Origin of the sequence: Parvibaculum sp. (genome assembly GCF_030651915.1) — a bacterium.
Classification (GTDB): domain Bacteria; phylum Pseudomonadota; class Alphaproteobacteria; order Parvibaculales; family Parvibaculaceae; genus Parvibaculum.
This window is the reverse complement of the sequence record NZ_JAUSBV010000005.1, coordinates 1,040,593-1,058,041: the sequence shown is the minus strand read 5'-3', so window position 1 is coordinate 1,058,041 and position 17,449 is coordinate 1,040,593. Positions and strand designations below refer to the sequence as shown.

Here is a 17,449-nt window from a genome sequence, read left to right as displayed (position 1 = left end):
CCGTCAGACCTCCCGTGTCTCGAAATCGATGCGCGGGTCGATCCATGTATAGGTCAGATCGCTGATCAGCGAGACGATGAGCCCGACCAGGCCGAAAACATAAAGCGTTGCGAAGACGACCGGGTAGTCGCGGTTGATGATCGACTCGTAGGAGAGGAGCCCCAACCCGTCGAGCGAAAAAATCGTCTCGATCAGCAGAGATCCGGCAAAGAAGGCGCCGACAAAAGCACCCGGGAACCCTGCGACCACGATCAGCATGGCATTGCGGAAGACATGCCCATAGAGCACTTGCCGCTCGGACAGTCCCTTGGCGCGCGCTGTCATCACGTATTGTTTGCGGATTTCGTCGAGGAAGGAATTCTTGGTCAACAGCGTTGTTGTCGCGAAGGCGCCGATGGTCATGGCGGTGACCGGCAGCACGATATGCCAGAGGTAGTCGAGCACCTTGCCGGCGAGGCTGAGGCTTTCCCAATTATCGGAGGTGAGGCCGCGCAGGGGAAAGATCGAGAAATAGGACCCGCCAGCGAAAAGAACGATCAGGAACACGGCGAACAGAAAGCCCGGCACGGCATAACCGACGATGATGACGCCGCTCGTCCATGTATCGAAGCGGCTGCCGTCGCGGATCGCCTTCCGGATGCCGAGCGGGATCGAGATGAGGTAGGTGATCAGGGTTGTCCAAAGCCCGAGCGAAATCGACACGGGCAGTTTCTCGGCAATCAGCGATAACACGCTGGTGTCGCGGAAATAGCTCGATCCGAAGTCGAAGCGCACATAGTTCCAGACCATCAGGAAGAAGCGCTCATGCGCCGGCTTGTCGAAGCCGAACTGCACCTCGAGGGAGCGAAGGAACGCCGGATCGAGTCCTTGCGCGCCGCGATACTTGCTGTTGAGCGCGCCATCGGCGCCACCCATCATGTTCTGTTGCGCGAAATCGCCGCCGCCCGTGCCGCCGATTCGCGCCGTGGCGGAGACTTCGGTGCCCTGGAGCTGCGCGATGATGCGCTCGATCGGCCCCCCGGGTGCGAACTGGATCACGGCGAAGCTGATCAACAATATCCCGAAGATGGTCGGGATCATCAGCAGCAGGCGTCGGACAATATAGGCGGCCATGGATTGCGCGTCAGTCCTTGATGCCGAGCTTGTCGGCCTTCTCCCGATCGAACCACCATGTCGCCGGTGCGCCGCGATCGTAGGTCGGCTGTGATTCGGGCCATCCGAATATGTCCCAGAAGGCCATGTGATGCGAGGCCTTGTACCATTGAGGTATCCAATAGTACCCGGCGCGCAACACCCGATCGAGCGCGCGGGCGGCCACCACCTGTTCCTCGCGCGTCGCTGCGGCGATCGCCTTCTCGATCAGCGCATCGACCGCCGGGTCGGCGATGCCCGACAGATTGTTGCCGCCAGAGACGTCGGCGAATTCCGACGACCAATAGGCGCGCATTTCGATGCCCGGCGTCAGGCTGAGCGAAAAGCGGCGGACCGACGCATCGAAATCGTAGCTCTTCATTCGCTCCTGAAATTGCGCCGAATCGATCTGCCGAATGCGCGCCTCGATACCGAGAAGCTTCAGGTTCTTGACATAGGGTGCGACGATCCGCTCGAAAGTCGGTTCATCGTCGAGAAACTCGACGGTCAACGCCTCGCCTTGCGCGTTGCGGCGCTGGCCGCGTTCGATCCGCCACCCGGCCTGATCGAGAAGTTCGCCAGCGCGTCGGAGCAGGGCGCGGTCCTGGCCCGAACCGTCGCTGACCGGCGGTGTCGCGACAGGACCAAACACGGCGTCAGGCAGTGCGTCGCGGAACGGCGCGAGGAGTGCCAGTTCTGCCGCCGTCGGCTCGCCCTCGGCCTTCATCGGAGAATTTTCGAAGTAGCTCGCGGTGCGTTTGTAAAGATCGTAGAAGAGATTGCGATTGGTCCACTCGAAATCGAACGCAAGCCCCAACGCCTCGCGGACCCGCACATCCTTGAACTTGTCGCGCCGCGTGTTGAGGAACCAGCCCTGCGCCCCCGACGGCCGGTTGTCGGGCAGTGTCAGTAGTTGCACGCGCCCGTCCTTGACCGCCGGGAAGTCATATTGCGTCGCCCAGGTGCGCGACGTGAATTCCTCTCGAAAATGATAGGCGCCGGCCGCAAAAGCCTCGAACTGTGCCGTGCGATCGCGGAAATATTCATAGCGAATGCGATCGAAATTCCAGTGTCCTGCATTGACGTTGAGATCGCGCGCCCAGTAATCCGCGACGCGCTCATAGGTGATGCTGCGTCCGGCGCGAAGCGGGCCGATTTTGTAAGGACCGCTGCCAAGCGGCGGTGTCAGCGACGACTCGGCGAAGTCATGTTCGCTGTACCAGGTCTTGGAAAAGACCGGCAACCCGCCAGCGATGAAAAGCGGCAGATCGCGCGTCTGCTCGCCCGTGAAGGAAATTTCGAGGGTCCGCGTGTCGCGCGCCCGCGCCTCGGACATTTCACGGAGATTCTGGGAGATCAGCGGATGGCCTTTTTCCTTCAACAGCATCAGGGAAAACGCGGCATCCTCGGCTGTCAGCGCCGATCCGTCGTGGAAATATGCACCGTCGCGCAGATGGAAGGTCAGACGGTTGCCGTCGCTCTCCACGCTCTCGGCTAGCAGGCCGTAAAGCGCGTCGGGTTCGTCGAGTGCCCGCGTCATCAGTGTGTCGAAAATCAGGTTCAGGCCCTGCGCTGGATTGCCCTTGAGGATATAGGCATTGAGAGAGTCGAAGGTGAGAACGGAGCTTTCGCCGATATAGGAGAACGTGCCGCCCTTGGGCGCGCCGGGCTCGACGTAGTTGAAGTGAGGAAATCCAGCCGGATATTTCAGGTCACCGAAGAACGACATGCCATGCCGCTGGTCACCGGCGCGCAGCGCCTGCGGCAGCAGGGGTAGGGCCAATGCGGCGCCGGCAAGCGACAATGTCTGGCGCCGCGAAAATAGCGTCGGCCCCTTCATGGCGTCTCGTCCGCCGCTTCGGCACCCTCATGCCACCAGATCGCCGGGAAACCGATCGAATAGGGCGGCATCCGCTCGGGATGGCGCAGCCGCGACCAGTAGGCAACGCGCGTCGTCGCGAGATACCATTGCGGGACCACGTAATGCCCGTGCAGCAGCACGCGGTCGAGCGCCTTGACGGCAGCCACGAGCTCGGTGCGGTTTTCGGCGAAAATCACCCGGTCGACCAGCTTTTCGATGGCCGGATCGCAAATGCCGATGACATTGCGGCTGCCTTCCTGTTCGGCCGCCGCGCAACCCCAGTATTCGCGTTGCTCGTTGCCGGGCGAGATGGACTGCCCAAAGCTGCGGACGATGATATCGAAATTGCGCTCGTCGGTGCGCCGCTGATACTGCGCCGAGTCGACCGGGCGAATCCGCACCACCATGCCAAGCCGTTCCAGCGATTGCCGGTAAGGGGCAACAACGCGCTCGAATGTTGGATCGTCGATCAGGAATTCGACGCTCATCTGCTCGCCGCTTGCCGTGTGTATCAGTTTTCCGTCTTTGACGACCCACCCGGCTTCCGCGAAAAGCTCGGTCGCGCGGCGCAGATTGGCGCGATTGTTGCCGCTGCCGTCGGTTGCGGGGTTCGCATATGTTTCGGTGAAGACTTCCGGCGGCACGAGCGCACGCACCGTTTCGAGAATTTCGAGCTCGCGGCCGTCGGGTACCCCCGTCGCTGCCATTTCCGAATTGGCGAAATAGCTTCCGGATCGCGTGTACTGCCCGTGGAACAGCGTCTTGTTCACCCACTCATAGTCGAAGGCATAGTTGAAGGCACGCCGTACACGGATGTCCTTGAACTTGTCGCGCCGAAGGTTGAACGCGAAGCTCTGCATGCCTTGGGGGTTGAGCGAAGGAAGGCTGTCGCGCTTGATGTCGCCACGTCGCACGGCCGGGATGTCGTATTCGGTTGCCCAGTTGCGCGCGCTGTTTTCGATCCTGAGGTCGATTTGTCCGCCCTTGAAGGCTTCGAAGGCAACGGTCGTATCCCGGAAATAGGTGAAACGAATACGGTCGAAATTATTGGCACCGACATTCACCGGCAGGTCGCGGCCCCAGTAATCTTCGACGCGCTCGTAAGTGATGTGTTGGCCGGGCGCGACGGTGCCGACCCGGTAAGGGCCGCTGCCGAGCGGCGGCTCAAGCGTCGTCAATGAAATGTCGCGTGGGCGGCCCTTGGCATCGGTGCCGGTCCAGTAGTGCTTCGGCAGCACCGGAAACTGTCCGACGATCTGCGGCAATTCGCGGTTGCCTGTCTGATTGAAGCGGAATGTCACCTCACGCGGGCCTGTCTGTTCCGCTGCGATCACATTGGCGTAATAGGCGGTATAAAATGGATGTTGGGCTTTCAACGTCTCGATCGTCCAGATGACGTCGGCAGGCGTCACAGGCTCGCCATCGTGCCAGCGCGCATCCTGGCGAAGCACATAGGTCGCGGAGGAATAATCGGCCGGATGCCGGACACTTTCTGCCAGCAGCCCATATTCAGAGGCCGCTTCGTCGAAGCTTTGCGTCATCAGCGTGTCGTAGATGAAGCCGATCCCCGCCACCGCTTCCGAGCGGACGACAAAATTGTTGAGACTGTCGAAACTGCCGAACACCGCATAGCGCAACAGCCCGCCCTTCGGCGCCGTCGGATTGACATAGTCGAAATGCGTGAAGTCCGGCGCATATTTGAGTTCGCCGAAGAGCGACGAGCCGTGCCGCGGTACGTCGGGCTGGAAATCGGTGAAGCCGGCAACCGGCGTGACGATTTCGGTCGGAAGCTCTGCGGCTGGTAGGGGCGAGGTCTCGGCACTCTGTTGCGCCGTGTCCTGCGCCGGCCAGAAAACAAATAGGGCGAGTGCCGCCGCCACGGCGATGGCCAGGCCGGTCAGGACCGGTTTGGTCATGAAACGCTGCAAAACGTCCTCCCTCTCGCCCCGATCCCCGTCGGTGCGCTCATAGTGACCGTTTTTAGCCGGAAATGCCTGTTAAAACAAAGTCATGGACGTCGGAAACGGCGTGCCAAACAAAAACGCGCCCGGCAATCCGCCGGGCGCGTCTTCGATCTGGCTTGTGGTGTCGCTTTATTCGGCGGGTGCGGCTTCGGCGGCGGGTTCTTCCGCCGTCTGCGCCGGCGCTTCCGGCAGCGCCACATTGGAACCCAATGTGTTCAGGTAGACGATCAGATCGGCGCGCTGCTGCGGATTGCGCAAGCCCGCGAAGCTCATGATCGTGCCGGGCACGGCCGCACGCGGATTGGTGATGAAGACATCGAGCGCCTCGAAGCCCCAGTTGCCGCCCGTGCTCTTCATGGCCGTCGAATAGTTGAAATTCGGATCATGCGCATGCGGACCGCCGACAACCTTGTAGAGGTTGGGTCCGATGCCCGCACGGCCGCCTTCGTCGAAGGTGTGGCAGGCCGCGCATTGGCGCGCCAGGCGCTCGCCGCGGCCGACATCGGCGGATGCCAGCAGCACCGCAAGCGGTACCTCTTCGACAACCGCCGCCGGTCCGGCGCCTGTCGCGCCTTCCTCAAGCGCGGCAACCGCATAGGCCTGCGGATTGGCTTCTTCCGGGGTGTAGAGCCAGTCGGTGAGGTTGGCCACGCCCAGAATGACGAGGACGGAGGCGAGCACGGCGCCTGCAATCTTGTTGAATTCGAATGAGTCCATCGGCTCCTGCTCCGCCCGGGTCGGTTTCGTGGTCTGGGACCGCCCGGCATGGCGCAACGCCCTGACCGGCCCCCCTGAATTGGCGCGGAGATTAGCCGCTTCCGCCGCCGCGCCGCAAGCCGTATAAGTGCGCCAAATCGGCCCTTTGCGCTCCGCATTGGTTGCGGCGGTGGTCGAAAATGCGCAGGGCGGACGAAACCATGCGCCACGCGCATTCTGGCACGGGCGCGGGCAGGGCTAGGGTGCGGTTGCGGCGATCCGCCGCACCGCAGCGCCTGGGCCCGAAACGGACAGCGGAGGAACGGTGGCGGCAATGGCGACAAATGGAGCGGGCGACCGGGCAGGGCATCCGCTCATCGTGATTCCCGCCCGCATGGCATCGACCCGCCTTCCGGGCAAGCCGCTCGCCGACATTGGCGGTGTCCCGATGATTGTCCATGTCTGGCGTCGCGCGATGGAAGCGTCGATCGGCCGGGTGGTCGTGGCCGCCGCCGAGGCCGAAATCGCGGCGGCGGTCCGTGCAGCTGGCGGCGAGGCGGTCCTGACCGATCCCGATCTCCCGTCGGGTTCCGACCGCGTCTGGCAGGCGGTCTGCGACGTCGATCCGGAAGGCCGCCACGGCATCGTTCTCAATGTGCAGGGCGATCTGCCGACGCTCGATCCGGCGCTGATCCGCACCGCTTACGAGGCGTTGGTCAGGCCCGGCGCCGACATCTCGACATTGGCGGCCGAGATCGTCCTCGAAGATGAGCGCACCAACCCCAATGTCGTGAAAGCGGTTGTCGATTTCGACGGCGGAAACATGGCGCGCGCGCTCTATTTCACCCGCGCCACAGCGCCTTGGGGCGAGGGCCCGCTCTATCACCACATCGGACTCTACGGCTACCGCCGCGAGGCACTGGCGCGGTTCGTTCGCCTGTCGCCGTCACCGCTCGAGAAGCGTGAAAAGCTTGAGCAATTGCGGGCGCTTGAGGCCGGCATGTCGATAGAAGTGGCGCTCGTTGACACCGTTCCGCTCGGTGTCGATACTCCCGCCGACCTTGAAAAAGCCCGTGCGGCGCTTTCCCGGAGACCGATGCGATGACGGACGGTGCAACGCCGGAAAAGACCATCGCCTTTCAAGGTGAGCCGGGTGCCAATTCGCATATCGCCTGCCGCGAGGCCTTCCCCGATATGGTGGACCTGCCTTGCGACACCTTCGAGGACGTGTTCGCCGCCGTGAATGAAGGCCGCGCGCGGTTCGGCATGATCGCGATCGAGAACTCGCTCGCGGGCCGTGTCGCCGACGTGCATCACCTGATCCCCGGCGCCGGCCTCTATATTGTCGGCGAGCATTTCCTGCCCGTGCGCCACCAGCTTCTCGGCCTCAAGGGCGCGCGGATCGAGAATCTGAAATCGGCCCACAGCCATGTCCATGCGCTCGGCCAGTGCCGCCGCGTGATCCGTGAACTGGGGCTGAAAGCCGTCGTCGCCGCCGACACGGCGGGCGCCGCGCGCCAGATTGCGGAAGCCGGCGATCCGGCGCGCGCCGCCATTGCGACGGGCCTTGCGGCCGAAATCTATGGTCTCGAAATTCTTCGGGCCAATGTCGAGGATGCCGAGCACAACACCACGCGCTTCCTGATCATGGCGAAGGAGCCGAACGACGCCGAGCCGGAAGACGAGCCTGTCGTGACGAGCTTCATCTTCCGCGTACGCAATGTGCCGGCGGCGCTATACAAGGCGCTGGGCGGCTTCGCCACCAACGGCGTCAACATGACCAAGCTCGAAAGCTATCAGCTCGAAGGCACCTTCAACGCCAGCCAGTTCTATGCCGACATCGAGGGCCACCCGGCCTCGCGTCATGTCCGCCTGGCGCTGGAGGAGCTGGAATTTTTCACCAGCGAGCTGCGCATCCTCGGCGTCTACAAGGCCCACCCCTATCGCGCGACGGTTGTTGCCGGCGACTAGGCCTTGCCTTCGGCGAAGGCCTTGATCAGCTGGTGCGCGATGGCGAAGGGCGGCGGAAACCACACCGTCCCGTCGCCCTTGCCCGCGAGCACGGCCTGCGCTTCCTCGCGTGTGAACCAGCGCCCTTCGGAAAGCTCGATCCCGTCGATCGTGAAGTCCTCGCTTTCGGCCACCGCATGGCAGCCGATCATCAGCGAGGAGGGATAGGGCCAGGGCTGCGTCGAATGATAGGTCGCCGACGCGATTTGCAGGCCGGCTTCCTCCTCGAGCTCGCGCGCCACCGCCTCTTCGATCGATTCGCCGGGCTCGACAAAGCCCGCCAGCGCCGAATGCATGCCCTTCGGCCAGATTTTCTGCCGTCCGAGAAAGCACTTGCCGTCATGCACAGCGAGCATGATGACGACCGGGTCGGTGCGCGGGAAATGTTCGGCCTTGCAGGACAGGCAGACGCGCTTGTAGCCGGCTTCCGACATGGCGCTTTTGGAGCCGCAGACCGAACAGAAGCCATGCCGGTTGTGCCAGTCGATCATCGATTTCGCCTGCGCCATGATCGCAAGCTCCGTCGGCGTGATCTCGCCGGCCATGGCCAGCGCCCGCAGATCCTCGAACGCGCCGAGGCCTTTCAGTGCCGGGTGATTGTCCGGATTCTCAAGGCCGCTGACATCGGCGGCGAAAAGCGCCTTGCCGCGCTTGTTGATGCCGAGGAAAACGATCGTGCCATCGCCCCCCAGTTCCTTCAGCAGCGCCGTGCGCATCCAGCCGATATCCTTGCCCGCGCCGGGGCTCGCCTCCGGCAGCACAAATGGCTGCAGGCGCCATAGCGGCACGAAGAGGCTTGTCGGTGCGGCAAGCTGTTCTTCGATCCAGGCATTGTCGGTCCGGCGATAGCTGGCGCGGTCGAGCGGATTATTGGCAAAGATATTGGGGTTCTCTTGCAGGACCATTGGCGTTTCCGGCTTGATGTCGTTGAAATTCGGGTGGCGCAGACTGGCACATGGCGCAGACGTGCTCAATCGCGCGATTTGGACGCCAAGCCTTGCATCCGCCGCCCCTTACCCTGATATAGTCCCCTCGGGAGGTTGGCGGCGGACGGGTCCCTCGCCAACCCGGTCAGATCCGGAAGGAAGCAGCCGTAACGAGTTTCGCTCGGGTCGCTTGTCCAGCCTCCCACCCGTTTTTCACCTCAAGACCTTCGATGGGGGCGCGCGGATTCCATGAATGACGACGTGGAAAATCTCGCCGCTGCTGCCGACAATGCGGACGAGACGCACCGTCCGGACCCGGCGACGGAACCGGGCTTCGACCTGGGCGAGGCGTCGGTCGCCGCCGCGCCACGGGCGCGCCCCTCCGGCTATCAGGTGCTGGCCCGCAAATACCGCCCGGGTGTCTTCGAAGATCTGGTCGGCCAGGAGGCGATGGTCCGCACGCTCTCCAACGCCTTCGATGCCGGCCGCATTGCCCATGCCTTCATGCTGACCGGCGTGCGCGGCGTCGGCAAGACGACGACTGCCCGCATCCTCGCCCGTGCCTTGAACTACGAGAAACCGGGTATCGAGGCGCCGACCATTCACATGGACGGTCCCGGCATTCATTGCGACGCGATCATGGAATCGCGCCATGTCGATGTGATGGAAATGGACGCGGCCTCGCGCACCGGCATCGACGACATTCGCGAGATCATCGACAGCGTGCGCTACCTGCCGGTTTCGGCGCGCTACAAGGTCTACATCATCGACGAAGTGCACATGCTGTCGCGTCAGGCTTTCAACGGCCTGCTGAAAACGCTTGAAGAGCCGCCGGCACATGTAAAGTTCATCTTCGCCACCACCGAAATCCGCAAGGTACCGGTGACCGTGCTGTCGCGCTGCCAGCGCTTCGACCTGCGCCGCCTGTCGGTGGCCGAACTGACCGGCCTTCTCTCGGGCGTTGCGCAAAAGGAAGATGTCGCCGCCGAGGCGGCGGCATTGAAGCTTGTCGCCCGCGCCGCCGATGGCTCGGCCCGCGATGCGCTTTCGCTTCTGGATCGCGCCATCGCGCATGGCGAGGGCCATGTGCGCGAAGCCGATGTGCGCGACATGCTGGGCCTGGCCGATCGCGCCCGGGTTTTCGATCTCTTCGACCTGGTGATGAAGGGCGATATCGGCGGCGCGCTGAACGAGTTGCGCGCGCAATACGATGTCGGCGCCGACCCGGCGGTCGTCCTTTCCGATCTCGCCGAGCTGACCCATTGGCTGACGCGCCTGAAATTGGTCGAAGGTGCCGGCGACGATGTGGCGATGTCAGAAACCGAGCGCGCCCGCGGCCGCGACATGGCGGGCCGTTTGCCGATCCGCGTCTTGTCGCGCGTCTGGCAGATGTTGCTGAAGGGCCTTGCCGAGGTGCAGGGCGCGGCGCGGCCGATCGCGGCGGCCGAAATGGTTCTGGTGCGCCTTGCCTATGTTGCCGAGGGGCCGGGCCCGGAGGAACTTGTCGAACAATTGAAGTCGGGTGGTGTATCGGCGAAAGCGCCGGCGCGCGCCGCGCCCGCGGGCGACGGCGGCGGTTCGCGGGCGCAACTGCGCTCGGTCGCCGCCACGCGTCCCGAAATGCAGGAACCGGCCGCGGCCGTTGCGGCATCCGCGCCGGCCGCCGACATCCGCACCTTTCAGGATGTGGTGGCGCTGGTCAGTGCCGACCGCGACATCCGCCTGAAGCATGCGCTCGAAGCCGGTGTGCGTCTTGTGCATTTCGAAACCGGCCGCATCGAACTCGGCCTTCTCGAAGGCACGCCCAACACGATCCTGACCGAATTGTCGGAAAAGCTTTCCCGCGCCACCGGCGCGCGCTGGCTGGTGTCGCTGGCCCGCAATGCATCCGATGCCGCGCCGACCTTGCGCGAGCAGGCGCAGACGCATGAGGAAATGTTGAAAGACCGGGCCCGCGGCGATGCACTGGTCAAGGCGGCGCTGGCCGTCTTCCCCGGTGCTGAAATTGTCGAGGTGCGCGAGCCCGGCCTTCTCGCCGCCGGCGACGTGCTGCCGCCCGAAATGCCCCCGGAAGACATGCCGGACGATATGGAGACCGAAGAGTGAAAAACCTCGCCGACATCATGAAACAGGCCCAGCAGCTTCAGGGCCGCATGGAATCGATGCAGACCGAACTTGAAGCCGCTGAGGTCGAAGGCCGTGCCGGCGGCGGTCTGGTCGCCATCGTCATGTCGGGCAAGGGCGCGGTAAAGAGAGTTTCGATCGATCCGGCCCTGATGAAGGCGGATGAACGCGAAATCCTGGAAGATCTCCTCGTTGCCGCCGCGGCCGACGCCCGGCACAAGGCCGAGGCGCTGGCCGCCGAGAAAATGAAATCGGTCGCTGGCGGATTGCCGATCCCGCCCGGCTTCGGGCTCTGAACGCGATGGCGGTCACCGGCCCCGAGATCGAACGGCTGATTGCATTGATGTCGAAGCTGCCGGGTCTCGGCCCGCGCTCGGCGCGGCGCGCGGTGCTGCAACTCATCAAGAAAAAGGAGACGCTCCTCTCGCCGCTCGCCGACGCCATGGCCGATGCGGCGGCGAAGGCACGCATCTGCTCGGCCTGCGGCAATGTCGACACGCAAGACCCCTGCGCCATCTGCACCGACGCCACACGCGATCCGCATGGGCTCTGCGTGGTCGAAGAGGTCGGCGATCTCTGGGCACTGGAGCGCGCCGGCGCCCACAAGGGCCGCTACCATGTGCTGGGCGGTGTCCTCTCGGCCCTCGACGGCGTCGGCCCCGACGATCTCAACATCGGCAAACTGGTCGAGCGACTGGGTGACGGCGAGATCAACGAAGTGATCCTCGCCATGAACGCCACCGTCGACGGCCAGACAACGGCGCATTACATCACCGACCGCGTTTCGGGCCTCGGCATTTCGGTCACCCGCCTTGCACATGGCGTGCCGGTTGGCGGCGAACTCGATTATCTCGACGACGGCACGCTGGCCGCCGCCATGAAATCGCGCCGGCCGTTCTGAGAACGGGCGCTAGCTCTTGTCCTTCGCCCAGTAGTTGCGCGTCATCGTGAAGACGGCGGGCGCCAGGATGAACAGCGCGATCAGGTTCGGCAGCGCCATCATCGCGTTCAGCGCATCGGCCATGTTCCAGACGAGATCGAGGCTGGTCATCGCACCGACCGGGATCGCCAGCACCCAGACGATGCGATAGGGCCAGATCGCCTTGACACCGAACAGGAACTCGACGGCCCGTTCGCCGTAATAGCTCCAGCCGAGCAGCGTCGTGAAGGCAAAGAGCGCCAGCGATATGGCAACCAGCGCGCCGCCCCAGGGCAAGGACGCGCCGAAGGCAGCGCTGGTCAGCGCCGCGCCGTTGACGCCGCTGGTCCAGAGCCCCGAGGTGATGATGACGAGGCCCGTCAGGGTGCAGACGATCAACGTATCGATGAAGACGCCAACCATACCGACCAACCCTTGCTGGATCGGATCGTCGGTCTTGGCCGCCGCATGCGCGATCGCCGCGCTGCCGAGGCCCGCTTCGTTGGAGAAGATGCCGCGCGCAAAACCCCAGCGAATGGCGAGCATCACGGTCGCACCGATAAACCCGCCTTCGGCCGCCGTCGGTGTGAAGGCGTGATAGAAGACGAGGCCGAGTGCTGCCGGAATGGCTTCATAGTTGATCGCGAGCACAATGACGGCGCCGCCGATATAGACGACGATCATTGTCGGCACCAGCGCGCTCGCCACTTCGCCGATCCGGCGGATACCGCCGATCAGCACCAGCCCCACCGCCACCATCATCACGAGACCCGAAACGATTTCAGGCACGCCGAAATTCGATTGCAGCGCGCTGGCCACCGAATGAGCCTGCACCCCGTTGCCGATACCGAAGCCGGCAAGCGCCGTGAAGACCGCAAAGGCCGGCGCCAGCACCAGCGCCAGGGTCGGGAACTTCGCGCCGACGCCGTTCTTGATGTAATACATCGGCCCGCCGACATGATTGCCGAGCTCGTCGACTTCGCGATAAGCGACCGCCAGCACCGCCTCGGTATATTTGGTCGCCATGCCGACCAGCGCGATCACCCACATGTAGAACAACGCGCCCGGTCCGCCGAAATAGATCGCCGTTGCAACGCCGGCGATGTTGCCGGTACCGACGGTGGCTGCCAGTGCCGTCATCAAGGCCTGGAAGGGCGAGATGTCGCCGGCGCCTTTCGAGGGTTGCACCGAGAGTTTCAGTCCTTCGGGCAGCTTCCGCCACGGCATGAAGCGCAAGCCGATGGTCAGAAACACGCCCGTCGCCGCCAGCGCGACCAGCATCGGCCAGCCCCAGAGAATGTTGTTCAGCTCGTTGACGAAATCGTTGACGGCCAGCATCGCCCGTTCCCCTTGCCCCGATTGGCGCCCCCCAAGGGCGTCCCTGTCCGCTGCGAGCCTAGCAAAGAAATTCAGGCTGTCGCTGCAAAAAACAGGCTCGATTGAACGGAACCGGAGCGGCTTTGCTCAGCCTTCGAGCAGATCGCGCGAGGCGACGGGCAGGGCGTCCGCGGCATCTTCCTCGCCCATTTCCACCGCCTCGATCTTCTCGCCGCGGCTGGTAATGGCATCGGCCGATTTGCGAATCTCGCCGATATCTTTCTCCGCTTGCTGAAAATGCCGCTCAAGATTGCCGACCCGGTCGCCGAGCCGGCCGACATCGCCCAGCAGCAGCGCCACATATTTCTGGATGACGCCGGCCTGCTTGCGCATTTCGACGTCTTTCAGCACGGCGCGCACCGTATTGAGCGTCGCCATCAGCGTCGTCGGCGAAACGATCCACACCCGCGCCTGATAGCTCTTGGTCAGCACATCCGGGAAGTTGGCATGGAGTTCGGCATAAACCGCTTCTGACGGCAAAAACATCAAGGCCGATTCGGCCGTCTCGCCGGGCACGATATATTTTTCGGCGATCGCCGCTACATGGCGATTGAGGTCGCCGCGAAATTGCCGCACGGCAATGACGCGCTCCGCCTCGTCCTTGGCATTTCGAAGCAGGTGGTAGGCATCGAGGGGAAATTTCGCATCGATGGCGATAGGCCCCGGCGGGTTGGGCAGGATGATCAGGCAGTCGGCCCGCGTCCCGTTGCCAAGTGTCGTCTGGAAACTGTAGGCCGACGGCGGCAGCGCATTGCTGACGATGTCGTTGAGCTGCACCTCGCCGAAGGCGCCGCGCGCCTGCCGGTTGGCCAGAATGTCCTGCAGTCCCACCACCTGGCTCGAAAGCTCGGTGATGTTTTTCTGCGCTTCGTCGATCACCGAAAGCCGCGTTGTCAGCGTACCGAGCGTCTCGGCGGTCTTCTGCGCCGTTGCCTCCAGGCTCTGCCCCATGCGCTGGCTCACCATGTCGAGCCGTTCGTTGATCGTCGCCGTCAGTTCGGTTCGCGTCTGCGCCTGCGTTTCGGCCATGGCCGAAAGCCGCCCCACAAGCTCCGCCTGCTGCCGGGCAAGCGCCGCCACCGCCTCGTTCCCGCCACCGCGCCCGCGCAGCATCAGCGCCAGCACGGCGCCCACGGCCAGCGCCGCCGCGGCAACCGCCAGTATGACAATCATTTGATCCATGTACCGCCTCCAACGCCGGACTATAGCCGATTCCCGTTCCTTCGCGCGGTTGGAGAACGGCCGGAAAGCGCCGGAATTTGGGGGTTCCGTCCGTCTCGCTCGGCCCATCTGCCTTGACCGAAATGCGCCGGGGGCTTATCTCAGGGCCCATGGCGATACGCGAAATCATCACCGCGCCCGATCCGCGTCTGAAAGAGATCTCCAAGCCCGTCGACAGGGTCGACGACGGCTTGCGCGCGCTGATGGACGACATGCTGGAGACGATGTATGCCGCGCCGGGCATCGGTCTGGCCGCCGTTCAGGTCGGCGTCCCGAAACAGGTGATCGTCATCGATCTGGCGCGTGACGGCGAGCCGCCCGCGCCGCGCTATTTCGTCAATCCGGAGATCCGCTGGGCGTCGGACGACACCGCCATCTACGAGGAGGGTTGTCTCTCGGTTCCCGACATGTACGAAGAGGTCGAGCGCCCCGCGCGTTGCCGCGTGCGCTATCTCGACTATCAGGGCGAAATCCGCGAGGAGGACTGCGACGATCTTCTCGCCACCTGCCTTCAGCACGAGATGGATCATCTGAAGGGCGTCCTCTTCATCGACCACCTCTCGCGCGTCAAGCGCTCGATGATGCTGAAGAAGCTGATCAAGCAGAAGAAGCTTCAGGAAAAGGAACCGGCTTGAGCCCCGCCCGCCGGAGGCGGAGAACGCCCCGCCCGCCGGAGGCAGGCAATGGATAGATTGCGCCTTGCTTTCATGGGCACGCCCGAATTCTCGGTGCCGGTCCTGGCCGAAATTCTCGGTGCCGGTCATGAAGTCGTTGCCGTTTATTCGCAGCCGCCGCGCAAGGCCGGCCGTGGGCTGGCCGAACAATTGTCGCCGGTGCACCGCTTCGCCGCAGAACACAGCCTTCCCGTTTTCACCCCTGCCTCGCTGAAAGGCGAAGCCGAGCAACAGGCCTTTGCCGCGCTCGATCTCGACGTCGCGGTGGTCGTCGCCTATGGCCTGATCCTGCCCAAACCGGTGCTCGATGCACCGCGCATGGGCTGTCTCAATCTCCATGCCTCGCTCTTGCCGCGCTGGCGCGGCGCCGCACCCATTCAGCGCGCCATCATGGCCGGCGATACCGAAACCGGCGTCATGATCATGCAGATGGAACAGGGTCTCGACACCGGCCCCGTGCTGCTGGCCGAACGCGTGGCGATCGCCGCCGACGACACCTCGGGCAGCCTGCATGACAGGCTCTCCCATATCGGCGCATCGCTGATGCTGCGGGCGCTGGCGGCGCTGTCGCGCGGCGCGCTCGAAGCGGCGCCGCAGCCCGAAACCGGAGTCACCTATGCGGCGAAGATCGGCAAGGCCGAAGCCCGCATCGACTGGTCGCGTCCCGCGGGCGACCTCGACGCCCATATCCGCGGATTGACGCCGGCACCCGGCGCATTCTTCGAAATCGCCCGCGGCAATGAGACCGTTCGTGTGAAAATTCGCCGCGCCCGTCCGCTCGACAATTCGGGCAAACCCGGCGAGGTTCTCGCCGCCGCCGACACGATCGTCGTGGCTTGCGGGGAAGGGGCGCTCGAAATCTCGGAACTGCAGCGCGCCGGCAAGTCGCCTGTCGGCGCCCGCGAATTCCTGCGCGGCTTTCCACTGAGCGCCGGCGAGAGCCTCGCCTGATGCCCCGCTACAAACTCACCATCGAATATGACGGTTCGCCCTTCGTCGGCTGGCAGGCGCAGACCAACGGTCTGTCGGTCCAGCATGTGCTGGAAGCGGGCATCAAGGGTTTTTGCGGCGCCGATGTGAAGGTCCATGGCGCCGGCCGCACCGATGCCGGCGTCCATGCGCTGGGTCAGGTCGCGCATGTCGATCTTGAAACGCCCGTCGCGCCCGACACGCTGCGCGACGCCGTCAACGCCCATATGCGCCCGCATCCGGTGGCGATCGTCGAAGCCGTGCCGGTGCCGGATAGTTTCGAGGCGCGGTTCTCGGCCGTGAAGCGCCATTACATGTACCGCATCGTCAATCGCCGCGCGCCCTTGACGCTCGATCGCGGTCAGGCCTGGCTGGTGCACAAGCCGCTCGACGCCGAAGCGATGCATGCAGCGGCGCAAGCCCTGGTCGGCCATCACGACTTCACCACCTTCCGTTCGGTGCAATGCCAGGCGAAGTCGCCGGTGAAAACCGTCGACGAGATTTCGGTGTCGCGCTACGCCGAGGAAATCGAGATTGTCTGCCGCGCCCGTTCCTTCCTGCACAATCAGGTGCGCTCCTTTGTCGGCACGCTGAAAATGGTCGGCGAGGGAAAATGGACAGCGCGCGACGTCGCCAGGGCGCTGGCCGCGAAGGACCGCGCCGCCTGCGGGCCGGTCGCCCCGCCCGACGGGCTCTATCTGCTGCAGGTCGATTACAACTAGCCCTCTCCCCTCCGGGGAGAGGGTTGGGTGAGGGGTCTTCTCAGTCCGGCCTTATATCCACCAGCTCGACATCTTTCGCGCGAATTTCCTCGCCGAAGAAAATCCCGCCGACCCGCGCAAAGCGTTCCGGGCTGTCGGTTGCCATGAAGCGCGTCTTGCCCTTGCCGCGCCGTTTGGCGGCCATGCCCTTCGCGGCAAGTTCCCGCTCGACGAAGCGGGCCGTCGTCGCGGCGCTGTCGACCAGTTTGACGTTCTTTCCCGCCACCTTGCCGATGACGCGCGCCAGCACCGGAAAATGCGTGCAGCCCAGCACCAGCGTGTCGGGCGCGTTGCGTCCCTTGAACAGCGGCGCCAGATAGCGCCGCGCCGCCGCTTCGGCGACATCGCCCTTTACCCAGCCTTCTTCGGCCAGCGTCACGAACAGTCCGCACGGGGCTTGCGTCACCACCGCCGCCGGGTCGAGCGCATGAATGGCGCGCACATAGGCGCCGCCGCGCACCGTTGCTTCGGTCGCCAGCACGCCGATGCGGCCGCTTTTCGACGCCTTGACGCCGGCCTCCGCGCCCGGTCCCACCACGCCCACGACCGGCAGCGGCGCCAGCGCCGCGGCCAGCGGTTCGAGCGCAACCGACGCCGCCGTGTTGCAGGCGATCACGGCCATCTTGATATCGTGCCGCATCAGATAGCGCGTCGCCTGCGTCGCATAAGCCGTCACCGTCTCGGCGCTCTTGGTGCCATAGGGCAGCCGCGCCGTATCGCCGAGATAGACGAGGTCTTCATGCGGCAGCCGCGCCCGCAGCGCCTTCAGCACCGTGATGCCGCCAATGCCGCTGTCGAAAACCCCGATCGGACGAT

The 17,449-nt window shown here is 64.3% G+C and carries 16 protein-coding genes and 1 other RNA gene; 9 read left to right on the top strand and 8 right to left on the bottom strand.

Going from position 1 to position 17,449, the window contains the following annotated elements:
• Positions 1-3: 3 nt before the first annotated feature.
• From Q7V31_RS09440 to Q7V31_RS09425, 4 genes are all read right to left on the bottom strand, one after another.
• Positions 4-1,113, bottom strand: a complete 1,110-nt coding sequence (locus Q7V31_RS09440) for a microcin C ABC transporter permease YejB (protein WP_304733814.1) — start codon at positions 1,111-1,113, stop codon at positions 4-6.
• Between the two features lie 10 nt (positions 1,114-1,123).
• The gene (locus tag Q7V31_RS09435) at positions 1,124-2,971 is read right to left on the bottom strand and encodes an extracellular solute-binding protein (RefSeq protein WP_304733813.1); all 1,848 of its coding nucleotides are present in this window, start codon (positions 2,969-2,971) and stop codon (positions 1,124-1,126) included.
• On the bottom strand, positions 2,968-4,908 hold the full coding sequence (locus Q7V31_RS09430) for an extracellular solute-binding protein (protein WP_304733812.1): 1,941 nt from the start codon (positions 4,906-4,908) through the stop codon (positions 2,968-2,970). Before Q7V31_RS09430 ends, Q7V31_RS09435 begins: the two co-directional genes overlap by 4 nt.
• A gap of 177 nt (positions 4,909-5,085) precedes the next feature.
• A complete protein-coding gene (locus tag Q7V31_RS09425) occupies positions 5,086-5,673 on the bottom strand; it encodes a cytochrome c family protein (protein WP_304733811.1) in 588 nt (195 codons plus the stop codon).
• A 313-nt stretch (positions 5,674-5,986) separates the two neighbouring features.
• On the opposite strand from Q7V31_RS09425, the gene Q7V31_RS09420 reads away from it, so the two are divergent.
• Entirely contained in the window at positions 5,987-6,757 is a 771-nt protein-coding gene (locus Q7V31_RS09420; RefSeq protein WP_304733810.1) for a 3-deoxy-manno-octulosonate cytidylyltransferase, read from the top strand.
• A complete protein-coding gene (locus Q7V31_RS09415) occupies positions 6,754-7,623 on the top strand; it encodes a prephenate dehydratase (RefSeq protein WP_304733809.1) in 870 nt (289 codons plus the stop codon). The genes Q7V31_RS09420 and Q7V31_RS09415 overlap by 4 nt, the downstream gene beginning before the upstream one ends.
• Here the strand turns inward: Q7V31_RS09415 and nudC are convergent.
• A complete protein-coding gene (nudC, locus tag Q7V31_RS09410) occupies positions 7,620-8,567 on the bottom strand; it encodes an NAD(+) diphosphatase (RefSeq protein ID WP_304733808.1) in 948 nt (315 codons plus the stop codon). The genes Q7V31_RS09415 and nudC overlap by 4 nt on opposite strands.
• A gap of 130 nt (positions 8,568-8,697) precedes the next feature.
• Between nudC and ffs the strand changes: the two genes are divergently transcribed.
• From ffs to recR, 4 genes are all read left to right on the top strand, one after another.
• Positions 8,698-8,794, top strand: an RNA gene (gene ffs / locus Q7V31_RS09405) — signal recognition particle sRNA small type.
• Positions 8,795-8,837: 43 nt separating this feature from the next.
• Positions 8,838-10,694, top strand: coding sequence for a DNA polymerase III subunit gamma/tau (locus tag Q7V31_RS09400; RefSeq protein ID WP_304733807.1), 1,857 nt, complete (start codon positions 8,838-8,840; stop codon positions 10,692-10,694).
• A gap of 17 nt (positions 10,695-10,711) precedes the next feature.
• Entirely contained in the window at positions 10,712-11,008 is a 297-nt protein-coding gene (locus tag Q7V31_RS09395) for a YbaB/EbfC family nucleoid-associated protein (protein WP_370690648.1), read from the top strand.
• Positions 11,009-11,013: 5 nt separating this feature from the next.
• On the top strand, positions 11,014-11,613 hold the full coding sequence (recR, locus tag Q7V31_RS09390) for a recombination mediator RecR (RefSeq protein ID WP_304733805.1): 600 nt from the start codon (positions 11,014-11,016) through the stop codon (positions 11,611-11,613).
• 9 nt (positions 11,614-11,622) lie between these two features.
• On the opposite strand, the gene Q7V31_RS09385 is transcribed toward recR, so the two are convergent.
• On the bottom strand, positions 11,623-12,969 hold the full coding sequence (locus Q7V31_RS09385; RefSeq protein ID WP_304733804.1) for a sodium:alanine symporter family protein: 1,347 nt from the start codon (positions 12,967-12,969) through the stop codon (positions 11,623-11,625).
• A 126-nt stretch (positions 12,970-13,095) separates the two neighbouring features.
• On the bottom strand, positions 13,096-14,190 hold the full coding sequence (locus Q7V31_RS09380) for a DNA recombination protein RmuC (RefSeq protein ID WP_304733803.1): 1,095 nt from the start codon (positions 14,188-14,190) through the stop codon (positions 13,096-13,098).
• A gap of 149 nt (positions 14,191-14,339) precedes the next feature.
• On the opposite strand from Q7V31_RS09380, the gene def reads away from it, so the two are divergent.
• Genes def through truA form a run of 3 tightly spaced genes read left to right on the top strand, consistent with a single transcriptional unit; the run spans position 14,340 to position 16,594 of the window.
• Positions 14,340-14,864 (top strand): peptide deformylase, encoded by a 525-nt coding sequence (def, locus tag Q7V31_RS09375; protein ID WP_304733802.1) that lies wholly within the window; start codon positions 14,340-14,342, stop codon positions 14,862-14,864.
• Between the two features lie 57 nt (positions 14,865-14,921).
• Entirely contained in the window at positions 14,922-15,854 is a 933-nt protein-coding gene (gene fmt, locus Q7V31_RS09370) for a methionyl-tRNA formyltransferase (RefSeq protein ID WP_304733975.1), read from the top strand.
• Positions 15,854-16,594: a tRNA pseudouridine(38-40) synthase TruA gene (truA, locus tag Q7V31_RS09365; RefSeq protein ID WP_304733801.1), complete on the top strand. Its 741-nt coding sequence runs from the start codon at positions 15,854-15,856 to the stop codon at positions 16,592-16,594. The genes fmt and truA overlap by 1 nt, the downstream gene beginning before the upstream one ends.
• A 40-nt stretch (positions 16,595-16,634) precedes the next feature.
• Here the strand turns inward: truA and murI are convergent, their stop codons facing one another.
• Positions 16,635-17,441, bottom strand: coding sequence for a glutamate racemase (gene murI, locus Q7V31_RS09360; RefSeq protein ID WP_304733974.1), 807 nt, complete (start codon positions 17,439-17,441; stop codon positions 16,635-16,637).
• Between the last annotated feature and the right edge of the window lie 8 nt (positions 17,442-17,449).

Excerpts from the sequence above, each read along its gene's own strand:
- Q7V31_RS09440 (WP_304733814.1), bottom strand. The coding sequence starts at position 1,113 with ATGGCCGCCTATATTGTCCGACGCCTGCTGCTGATGATCCCGACCATC.
- Q7V31_RS09435 (WP_304733813.1), bottom strand. The coding sequence starts at position 2,971 with ATGAAGGGGCCGACGCTATTTTCGCGGCGCCAGACATTGTCGCTTGCC.
- Q7V31_RS09430 (WP_304733812.1), bottom strand. The coding sequence starts at position 4,908 with ATGACCAAACCGGTCCTGACCGGCCTGGCCATCGCCGTGGCGGCGGCA.
- Q7V31_RS09425 (WP_304733811.1), bottom strand. The coding sequence starts at position 5,673 with ATGGACTCATTCGAATTCAACAAGATTGCAGGCGCCGTGCTCGCCTCC.
- Q7V31_RS09420 (WP_304733810.1), top strand. The coding sequence starts at position 5,987 with ATGGCGACAAATGGAGCGGGCGACCGGGCAGGGCATCCGCTCATCGTG.
- Q7V31_RS09415 (WP_304733809.1), top strand. The coding sequence starts at position 6,754 with ATGACGGACGGTGCAACGCCGGAAAAGACCATCGCCTTTCAAGGTGAG.
- nudC (WP_304733808.1), bottom strand. The coding sequence starts at position 8,567 with ATGGTCCTGCAAGAGAACCCCAATATCTTTGCCAATAATCCGCTCGAC.
- Q7V31_RS09400 (WP_304733807.1), top strand. The coding sequence starts at position 8,838 with ATGAATGACGACGTGGAAAATCTCGCCGCTGCTGCCGACAATGCGGAC.
- Q7V31_RS09395 (WP_370690648.1), top strand. The coding sequence starts at position 10,712 with ATGAAACAGGCCCAGCAGCTTCAGGGCCGCATGGAATCGATGCAGACC.
- recR (WP_304733805.1), top strand. The coding sequence starts at position 11,014 with ATGGCGGTCACCGGCCCCGAGATCGAACGGCTGATTGCATTGATGTCG.
- Q7V31_RS09385 (WP_304733804.1), bottom strand. The coding sequence starts at position 12,969 with ATGCTGGCCGTCAACGATTTCGTCAACGAGCTGAACAACATTCTCTGG.
- Q7V31_RS09380 (WP_304733803.1), bottom strand. The coding sequence starts at position 14,190 with ATGGATCAAATGATTGTCATACTGGCGGTTGCCGCGGCGGCGCTGGCC.
- def (WP_304733802.1), top strand. The coding sequence starts at position 14,340 with ATGGCGATACGCGAAATCATCACCGCGCCCGATCCGCGTCTGAAAGAG.
- truA (WP_304733801.1), top strand. The coding sequence starts at position 15,854 with ATGCCCCGCTACAAACTCACCATCGAATATGACGGTTCGCCCTTCGTC.